This is a genomic window from Micromonospora peucetia (assembly GCF_900091625.1).
In the GTDB taxonomy this organism is placed as follows: domain Bacteria; phylum Actinomycetota; class Actinomycetes; order Mycobacteriales; family Micromonosporaceae; genus Micromonospora; species Micromonospora peucetia.
The window spans coordinates 650,824-661,502 of record NZ_FMIC01000002.1; the positions used below are offsets into that span (position 1 = coordinate 650,824).

The following is a 10,679-nucleotide window of genomic DNA, read 5'->3' on the forward strand; positions in this document are numbered from 1 at the left end:
CCGCCAGACCCGCCGCGCCGGCCTGGGCGAAGGAGCGTTCCAGCCGGTCCAGCTCGGCCAGCAGCCCCGCCGCCGGGTCCACCTCGGCCGGGGTCAGCCCGGCCAGCAGGTGGTCGGTGAGCGCCGCGGCGGTCGGGTGGTCGAAGACCATGGTGGCGGAGAGCTTCAGGCCGGTGGCGGCCTTCAGCCGGTTGCGGAACTCGACCGCCGTCAGCGAGTCGAAGCCGAGCTCGGTGAACGGCCGGTCGGGGTCCACCGCGCCGGCGCCAGCGTGCCCGAGCACGGCCGCGGCCTGTGCCTTGACGAACTCCAGCGCGGTGTGCCGCCGCTGTGGGCCGCTCTGGCTCGCCAGGTGATCCCGCAGCGCGCCGGGCGACTGCGCCGCCTGTTCCACCGCCCGTCGGGACGGGCCCCGCACCAGGCCCCGCAGCAGCGTGGGCAGCATGCCCACCCGGCCCAGCTCGCGCAGGGCCGCCGGGTCCACCGGCATCGGCACCAGCAACGGCTCGTCGACCAGCTCCGCCGCGTCGTAGAGCGCCATGCCCTGCCGCACCGACAGTTCCAACAGCCCGACGCGGGCCATCCGGGCCCGGTCGTTGGCGTCCAGGTGCGCGGTCATCCCGCTCGCCTCGCCCCACAGGCCCCAGGCGAGCGAACGGGCGGGCAGCCCGGCCGCGCGGCGCCGCGCCACGAGCGCGTCCAGGAAGGTGTTCGCCGCCGCGTAGTTGCCCTGCCCGGGGCCGCCCATCGTGCCGGCCGCCGCGGAGAACACCACGAACTCGGCCAACTCGGCGTCCAGGGTCAGCTCGTGCAGGTTGACCGCGGCGTCGACCTTGGGCCGCAGCACCGCCTCGACCTGCTCCGGGGTCAGCGCGGACACCAGGCCGTCGGCGAGGACGCCCGCCGTGTGCACCACGGCGGTCAGTGGGTGCGCGGCGGGCACCCGGGCCAGGGTCGCGGCCAGCGCCGCGCGGTCCGCCGCGTCGCACGCCACGACGGTGACCTGCGCGCCGTACGAGGTCAGCTCGGCCACCAGCTCGGCGGCCCCGGGGGCGTCCGGGCCACGGCGGCTGGTCAGCAGGAGGTGTCGTACCCCGCGTCGGGTCACCAGGTGACGCGCCAGCAGCCCGCCGAGCGTGCCGGTGCCACCCGTGACGAGCACCGTGCCGTCGGGGTTCCGCCGGGGCGGCGCGGTGAGCACGAGCTTGCCGACGTGCTTCGCCTTGGACATGAACCGGAACGCCTCCGGGGCACGGCGCAGGTCGTACGGCCGCACCGGCAGTGGCGTGAGGTGGCCCGCCGCGAACAGGGCGACCACCTCGCGCAGGATCGCGCCGACCCGGTCCGGGTCGATGGCGAGCAGGTCGAACGCCTGGTAGGAGACGCCGGGATGGTCGGTGGCGACCTGCTGCGGGTCGCGTACGTCGGTCTTGCCCATCTCGACGAACCGGCCGCCGGAGCCCAGCAGGCGCAGCGAGGCGTCGACGAACTCCTTGGCCAGCGAGTCGATCACCACGTCGATACCGGCCGCGCCGAACCGCTGCTCGAACTCCAGCGTGCGCGAGTTGCCGAGGTGCGTCTCCGGCAGCCCCATCCCGCGCAGCGCGTCCCACTTGCCGGGGCTGGCGGTGCCGTACACCTCGGCGCCGAAGTGCCGGGCGAGCCGGACCGCCGCCATGCCGACACCGCCGGCGGCGGCGTGCACCAGCACCCGCTCCCCCGGCTTCACCTGAGCCAGGTCGACCAGCGCGTGGTAGGCGGTGCAGAACGCGATCGGTGTCGACGCCGCGGTCGCGAACGACCAGCCCGACGGCACCGGCACGACCATCCGCGCGTCGGCGACCACCTCGGTGCCGAAGGCGGCGTGGAACAGGCCCATGACCCGGTCGCCGACCGCGACGCCGGTCACGTCCGGCGCGGTCTCGACGACGACGCCCGCGCCCTCGCCGCCCATCACCCCACCGCCGGGGTACATGTCGAGGGCGATCAGCACGTCCCGGAAGTTCAGGCCGGCGGCCCGCATCGCGATGCGCACCTGGCCCGGATCCAACGGGCGGGGCTCCTCCGCCTCGGGCAGCAGCGCGAGGTTGTCCAGCGTGCCGCGCTCGGTGACGTCCAGCCGCCAGCGGTCGACCGGCGGCGCCGCCAGCGCGGGGCTGCTGGCCGCGCGGGCGAGCCGCGGCGCCAGCAGGACACCGTCGCGGACGGCGAGCTGCGGCTCGCCGTCCGCGACCGCCGCCGCGAGCATCCGGTGCGGTTCGCGGTCGTCGACGTCGAGCAGGACGAAACGGTCCGGGTTCTCGCTCTGCGCCGACCGGAGCAGGCCCCACACCGGCGAGCTGGCCAGGTCGCCGGCCGCCTCGTGCACGCTCACCGCGCCCCGGGTGACGACGACCAGCCGGGCGTCGGCGAACCGCTCCTCCGCGAGCCATCCGCGCAGCACCGCGAGCGTGTCGTGGACGACCCGGTGGGCCGCCCCGGCGGGGTCGTCGGCCGAGTCGGCCACGCAGGGCAGGACGACCAGGGCGGGCGGCTGCGCGCCGTCGGCGACGCGGGCCCGCAGCGTCGCCAGGTCCGGGTAGGTGTCGGTGACGAGACCCGCGTCCTGCGGCAGGGTGCACCCGCCGAGGGCCGCCCAACGGACGTCCGGCGGGGCCGCCGGCGGGGCGACCGGAATCCACTCCAGGCGGAACAGGGCGTCGTGGTGCGTGTTCGGCTGCGCGGGGGCGGTGGCCTCCCGCAGCACCAGCGACTCGACCTCGGCGACCACCGTGTTGGTCTGGTCGGCGACGGTCACCGCGACCGTGTTCCGGCCGCGCGGTCGCAGCCGGACGCGCAGTTCCGTCGCGCCGACGGCGTGCACGGACACCCCGCTCCACTCGAACGGCAGCAGCGCCCCGGTGCCGCTGGTGACGAGCGCGAGCGGGTGCAGCGCGGCGTCGAGCAGCGCCGGGTGCAGGCCGTATCCGGCCGCCGTCCGGGCGGCGGCCGCCGGCAGGGCCACCTCGGCGAAGATATCCTCGCCCTGCCGCCACACCCGGCGTACGCCCTGGAACGTCGGGCCGTACGTGAGACCGGCCGAGGCCAGGGTGGCGTACAGCTCGTCGGACCCGACCGGCTCGGCCGTCGGTGGCCAGGCGGTGTCGAAGCTACCTGCCGGCTCCCCGGGGGCGAGCAGACCGACGCCGTGCCGCACCCACGGCGCCGCGTCGGTGGCGACCCCGTCCGGTCGGGAGTGGATGGTCAGCTGCCGCTGCCCGTTCCCGTCCGGCGCGCCGACCCGCATCTGCACCTGGACCCCACCCTTCTCGGGCAGCACCAGGGGCGCGGTCAGGGTCAGCTCCTCGACCCGGCCGCAGTCGACCTCGTCGCCCGCGCGGACCGCGAGATCCACCAGCGCGGTCCCGGGCACGAACACCTGCCCGCCGACCCGGTGGTCGGCCAGCCACGGGTGCGCGGCCACCGAGATACGGCCGGTGAACAGCAGGCCGTCGGTGTCGGCCAGCGCGACCGCCGCGCCGAGCAGCGGGTGCTCGGTGGCGCCGAGGCCCAGCCCGGCCGCGTCGGCGGTGGCCGCCCCGACGGCCGGCCAGTACCGCTCGTGCTGGAACGGGTAGCCGGGCAGCCGGACCCGGCGCGCGCCCTCGAACCCCCACGTCGGCTGGACGCCGTGGACGTGCGCCTCGCCGAGGGAGAGCAGGAAGCGCGTAAGGCCCCCCTCGTCCCGGCGCAGCGAGCCGACCACGGTGGCGGTGGCCTCCGCGTCGTCGATGACGTCCTGCACCCCGATGGTCAGCACCGGGTGCGGGCTGACCTCCACGATCGTGGTTACGCCCGCGTCGAGCAGGGCGCGGATGGCCGGCTCGTACCACACGGTCTGGCGCAGGTTGCGGTACCAGTACTCGGCGTCCAGCGCGACGTCGTCCAGCCAGCGGTCGTCCACCGTCGAGTAGAGCGGCACCTCGGGCCGGCGGGGCTCCAGCCCGGCCAGGACCTCGCGCAGCTCCTCGTGCAGCTCCTCCACGTACGCCGAGTGTGACGCGTAGTCCACGTCGATGCGCTTGGCGCGCACGCCGTCGCGCTCGCACTCGGCCAGCAGCTCGTCGAGGGCGTCCAGCTCGCCGGCCGCCACCGTCGAGCGCGGCCCGTTGACGGTCGCGACGGTCACCCGGCCGTCGAAGCGCTCCAACCGGTCCCGCACCTGTGCCACCGGCAGCGGCACGGACACCATGCCGCCCTTGCCGGACAGCCGCAGCAACGCCCGGCTGCGCAGGGCGACGACCCTGGCCGCGTCCGCCACGGAGAGCGCGCCCGCCACGCAGGCGGCGGCGATCTCACCCTGGGAGTGCCCCACCACGGCGGCGGGCTCGACCCCGTGGGAGCGCCACAGCGCCGCGAGCGACACCATGACGGCGAACAGGACGGGCTGGACGACGTCCACCCGGTCCAGCTCCTCCCCCCGCCGCAGCACGGCCTCCAGGGACCAGTCGACGTGCGGCGCCAGCGCGGCCTCGCACTCGGCCATCCGCGCGGCGAACACCGGGGAGGCGTCGAGCAGCTCCACGGCCATGCCGATCCACTGCGAGCCCTGCCCGGGGAAGGAGAAGGCCACCTTCCCGGGCGTGCCGGCGGCGACCCCGGTGGCCAGGTTCGGCGCGGGCTCCCCCGCCGCGAGCGCGGCCAGGCCGGCGCGCAGCTCGTCGGCCCCGCCCACCACGACCGCGCGGCGCGAGTGGGTGGTCCGCAGCGACAGCGAGTACGCCAGGTCGCGGGGCGGCACGTCGGCCAGCAGCGGCTCGATCTCGGCGGCCTGCTGGCGCAGCGCGCCGTCCGACCGGGCGGAGAGCACCAGCGCGACCGGCCCGTCGTCGTACGGCCGGTCGGCCTCGGGCGGCTCCGGGGCCTCCTCGATGACGAGGTGGGCGTTGGTGCCGCTGAACCCGAACGACGAGACACCGCCCCGGCGCGGGTGTCCGTCGCGCCGCCACGGCTGCGGTTCGGCCAGCAGCCGCACCCCGCCCGACCAGTCGACGTGCGCCGTCGGCTCGGCCACGTGCAGGGTCCGGGGCAGTTCACCGTGCCGCAGCGCGAGCACCATCTTGATCACCCCGGCGACGCCGGCGGCGGCCTGGGTGTGCCCGATGTTCGACTTCACCGAGCCGAGCCAGAGCGGCCGGTCCGCGGCCCGGTCCCGGCCGTACGTGGCGAACAGCGCGTCGACCTCGATGGGATCGCCGAGCGTCGTGCCGGTGCCGTGCGCCTCGACCACGTCCACGTCGGAGGTGGACAGTCCGGCGTCGGCCAGCGCCTGCCGGATGACCCGCTGCTGCGACGGGCCGTTGGGGGCGGTCAGCCCGTTCGACGCGCCGTCGGAGTTGACCGCGCTGCCGCGTACCACGGCGAGGACCTGGTGGCCGGCGGCGAGCGCGTCGGAGAGCCGCTCCAACACGACCACGCCGATCCCCTCGCCCCAGTTGGTGCCGTCCGCGCCGGCCGCGAACGCCTTGCAGCGCCCGTCCGGGGCGAGCCCGCGCATCCGGCTGAACTCCAGGAACGCGCCCGGCGTCGACATGGCGGTCACGCCGCCCGCGACCGCCATCGCGCACTCGCCCGAGCGCAGCGCCCGCACCGCCAGGTGCATCGCCACCAGCGACGACGAGCAGGCGGTGTCCACCGTCACGGCCGGGCCCTCCAGCCCCAGCACGTACGAGAGGCGACCGGACATGATGCTCGCGGCGTTGCCGGTGGCCATGAAGCCCTCCGCGCTCGCCCCGGCCGCGCCGGTGATCCGGGCGTAGTCGATGTTGTTGGCGCCCACGTACACGCCGGTCGCGCTGCCGCGCAGCGTGGTCGGGTCGATGCCGGCGTCCTCGAAGGCCGTCCAGGACGCCTCCAGCACCATCCGTTGCTGCGGGTCCATGGCCTCCGCCTCGCGGGGGCTGATGCCGAAGAAGGCCGCGTCGAAGCCCGGCAGGTCGGCGAGGAAGCCGCCCTCGCGGACGTAGCTGGTGCCGGAGTGCTCCGGGTCGGGGTGGAACAGGCCGTCGAGGTCCCAGCCGCGGTCGGTGGGGAACGCGCCGATGCCGTCGCGTCCCTCGCGCAGCATCGTCCACAGTTGCTCGGGCGAGCTGACGCCACCGGGGAACCGGCAGCTCATGCCGACGATGGCGATCGGCTCGTCGGCGGCGACGGTGCCGACGACCACCTCCGTGCGGCCGGTCGCCAGCAGGTGCTCGGCCAGCGCGACAGGGGTCGGGTAGTCGAAGGCGACGGCCGCGGAGAGCCGTACGCCGGTGGCCTCGACCATCCGGTTGCGGAACTCCACGGCGGTGACCGAGTCGAAGCCGAGTTCCTTGAACGCCGAGGTCGACTCGACCGCCTCCGGGCCCGGATAGCCGAGCGTGAGCGCGACCTGCGTGCGGACCAGTCCGACGACGTGGTCGAGGCGGTCCGCCTCGGGCAGGTCGGCGAGCCGGCGGGCGAGGTCCGACGACGAGGACGTCCCGGTGGGCTCCTCGTCGGCGACCGCCTCGGGGATCGTGTCGAACAGCCGGCTGGGCCGCAGTGCGGTGAACGACGGCACGAAGGTGGCCCAGTCCACGTCCGCCAGCACGACGGCCGGGTCACCGGCCGCCAGGGCGGTACGCATGGCCGCGACGGCGCGCTCCGGAGCCATCGGCGTCAGGCCCCGCCTGCGCAGGTTGGCCGACATCTCGTCGTCGACCAACGCGCTCTCGGCCCACGGTCCCCAGGCGAGGGCGGTGGCGACCTGCCCCCGGCCGCGCCGGGCCTCGGCGAGGGCGCACAGGTGGGCGTTGGCCGCGGCGTAGGCGGCCTGGCCGCCGCTGCCCCAGACACCGGCCACGGAGGAGAAGAGCACGAACTCGTCGAGGTCACGCTCCGCGAAGATCGCATCGAGGTTGGCGGCGCCGGCGACCTTCGCGGAGACCACCTCGGTGAACTCGGCGAGGTCCATGTCCACGATGCCGGTCAGCTGGGCCAGCCCCGCCACGTGCACCACGGCGCGCACGTCGGGATAGCGGTCGACCACCACGGCCAGGGCCGCGCGGTCGGCCACGTCGCAGGCGACGACGTCGATCTCCGCACCCAGCCCACGCAGTTCGTCGAGGATCTCGGCGGGGGCGGTGCCGCGCCGGCTCAGCAGGACGACCCGCTCGGCGCCGTGCCCCGCGTACAGCCTGGCGACCTCGATGCCGAGGGTGCCGGTGCCGCCGGTGACCAGCACGGTGCCGGACGCGCCGGGCCAGCGTGGGGTGCCGGTCACCGGCGCGCGGTGCAGCCGGCGGACGAACACCCCGTCGGGGCGTACCGCGACCTGGTCCTCCCCGATGCCGGCGAGCACGCCGGCCAGCGCGGCGGCGCAGCGCCCGTCCAACTCGGCGGGCAGGTCGACCAGGCCGCCCCAGGTGTCGGGCAGCTCCAGCGCGGCGACCCGGCCGAGGCCCCACACCTGCGACTGCGCCACCTGAGTCACCGGGTCGGCCGGGGAGGTGGTGACGGCGCCCCGGGTGAGACACCACAGCGGGACGTCCCGCCCGGCGAGGGTACGGATCAGGTCGAGGGTGGCGGCGGCGCCCGCCGGGACGCCGGGGCGGCCGGGCAGGAACGCCTCGTCGAGGGCGAGCAGGGACACCACGCCGGACAACTCCCCGTCCAGGTGTTCCGCCAGGCCGGCCGGGTCGGTGGTGACGACGGTGGCGCCGTGCGCGGCGAGCGCGTCGGCGACAGCGGCACCGGTTTCACCCGTCACCGGCGGCTCGCCGACCACCAGCAGCCAGGTGCCGGTCAGCGCCCCCGGGGTGCCGCCGGGGCGGCGCTCCCAACGGGCCTGGTAGCGCCAGCCGTCCAGCACGGACCGCTCCTGCCGCCCCCTGCGCCACGCGGACAGCGCGGGCAGCACCGACGCCAGGGGCGCCTGCGGGTCCACGTCGAGGGTGGTGACCACCGTGTCGAGGTCACCACTGTCCACCGCCGCCCAGAGGCCGTCGTCGTCGCCGGCCGTACCGGCAACGGCCGGCTCGACGCTGTCGCGCCAGAACCGCTCATGCTGGAAGGCGTACGTCGGCAGGTCGACCCGGGAGGGTCCGGACCGGTGGTAGAACGCCTCCGGGTCCACCGTGACGCCCCGGGTCTCCAGCCGGGCCAGCGCCTGCACCAGGGCACGCGGCTCGTCGGAGTCGCGGCGCAGCACCGGCGTGGCCAGCGTGTCGCCGTCCAGACAGTCCGCCGCCATGGTGGCGAGCACCGAGTCCGGGCCCAGTTCGAGGAACGTCGTGGCGCCGGTGGCGGCGGCGGCGCGTACCGCGTCCGCGAAGCGCACGGTCGCGCGTACCTGCCCCACCCAGTACTCCGGCGTCGCCAGTTCGTCGCCCGCCAGCACGCCGGTGACCGTCGAGACCAGCGGGATGGCCGGCGGCGCGTAGGACACCGTCTCGGCCACCGCCCGGAACTCGGCGAGCATCGGGTCCATCAACGGCGAGTGGAAGGCGTGCGACACGGTCAGCCGCCGGGTCCGGCGGTCGGCGAACCGCGCGGCCAGCGCCGCCACCGCCGCCTCGGTGCCGGAGACGACCACCGAGTCCGGGCCGTTGACGGCGGCGAGGTCGACGTCCGCGCCGAGCAGCGGCGCGACCTCGTCCTCGGTGGCCTGGACGGCGAGCATCGCCCCGCCGGCCGGCAACGCCTGCATCAGCCGGCCCCGGGCCGCGACCAGGCGGGCCGCGTCGGCGAGCGGGAACACCCCCGCGACGTACGCGGCGGCCAGCTCGCCGATCGAGTGCCCGGCCAGCACCGACGGAGTGACGCCCCAGGACCGGACGAGCCGGTACAGGGCCACCTCGACGGCGAACAGGGCGGGCTGGGTCCAGCCGGTGCGGTGCAGGTCCTCGGTGTCGAGGACGTCGCGCAGCGGCCGGTCCAGGTGCGGGTCCAGGGCGGCACACACCTCGTCGAACGCCGCCGCGAACTCGGGGTACGCCGCGTACAGCCCGCGGCCCATGCCGAGCCGCTGCGCGCCCTGCCCGGAGAAGAGCATCGCGACCCGGCCGTCCGTTGCCCGGCCCCGGACCAGGTTGGCGGCCGGCTCGTCGGACGCCAGGGCGGCCAGGCCGGCGCCCAGTTCCGCGGCGGAGCCGCCGACCACGGCGGCCCGGTGCGCGAAGCGGGACCGGGTGGTGGCCAGGGCGTAGCCCAGCTCCGCCGGCTCGACCTGCGACACCACGGCGGAGAGCCGGCGCGCCTGGTCCCGCAGCCCGTCGGCGTCGCGGGCGGTGACCAGCAACGACGTCACCGGCGCCGAGGCCGGCTCGGGCACTTCGGCCGCCGGCGCCTGCTCCACGATCACGTGGGCGTTCGTGCCGCTGAACCCGAACGACGAGACCGCCGCCCGGCGTGGCTGCCCGGTCAGGGGCCACGGTGTGGCCCCGGTCAGCAGCCGCACGTTCCCGGCCGTCCAGTCCACCTGGTCCGACGGCTGCTCGGCGTGCAGCGTCGCGGGCAGCACGCCGCGCCGGATCGCCTCCACCATCTTGATGATCCCGGCGACCCCGGCCGCCGCCTGGGTGTGGCCGATGTTCGACTTCACCGAGCCGAGCCAGAGCGGGTCCTGGCGGTCCTGGCCGTACGTCGCGAGCAGCGCCTGCGCCTCGATCGGGTCGCCCAGCGTCGTGCCGGTGCCGTGCCCCTCGACCACGTCGACCTGGCGCGTCGACAGCCCCGCATCGACCAGTGCGGCCTCGATGACCCGCTGCTGCGACGGGCCGTTCGGCGCGGTCAGCCCGTTCGACGCGCCGTCCTGGTTGACCGCGGAGCCCCGGACGACCGCCAGGACGCGGTGGCCGTGCTGGAGTGCGTCCGACAGCCGCTCCACCAGCAGCACGCCGGCCCCTTCGGCGAACCCGGTGCCGTCGGCGTCCGCCGAGTACGAGCGGCAGCGGCCGTCGGGTGACAGGCCACGCTGGCGGGAGAACTCGACGAACGTCAGTGGCGTCGCCATCACCGAGACGCCGCCGACGAGCGCGAGCGTGCAGTCGCCCCGGCGCAGGGCCTGGATCGCCAGGTGCAACGCCACGAGTGACGACGAGCAGGCGGTGTCGACGGTGACCGCCGGCCCCTCCAGTCCCAGCGTGTAGGCGACCCGGCCGGAGACCACGCTGCCGGAGCTGTTGCTGCCCGCGTAGTCGTGGTACATCAGGCCGGTGAAGACGCCGGTCGGGCTGCCGGCGAGCGAGGCGGGATCGATGCCGGCCCGCTCCAGGGTCTCCCACGCGACCTCCAGCAGCAGCCGCTGCTGCGGGTCCAGCCCGACCGCCTCGCGGGGGCTGATGCCGAAGAACGCCGGGTCGAAGTCCGCCGCGTCGTACAGGAAACCGCCGCGCGAGGTGTAGGAGGTGCCCTCCCGGCGCGACTCCGGGTCGTACAGCGACTCAAGGTCCCAGCCGCGGTCGGTCGGGAACGCGCCGGTGGCGTCGGTCCCGGACTCCACCAGCCGCCACAGGTCCTCGGGGCTTGCCACGCCTCCCGGGTAGCGGCAGGCCATGCCTACGATCGCGACCGGCTCGTGCGCGGACGCCTCCACCTCGTGCAGGCGCTGCCGGGTCTTCTGCAGGTCGACCGTGACCCGCTTCAGGTAGTCCCGGAGCTTGTCCTCGTTGGCCACT

At 75.7% G+C, this 10,679-nt stretch carries 1 pseudogene; it reads right to left on the reverse strand.

What is annotated here, in order from left to right:
* Positions 1–100: 100 nt before the first annotated feature.
* A pseudogene (locus GA0070608_RS03355) lies at positions 101–10,639 on the reverse strand (type I polyketide synthase); the annotation flags it as partial.
* Between the last annotated feature and the right edge of the window lie 40 nt (positions 10,640–10,679).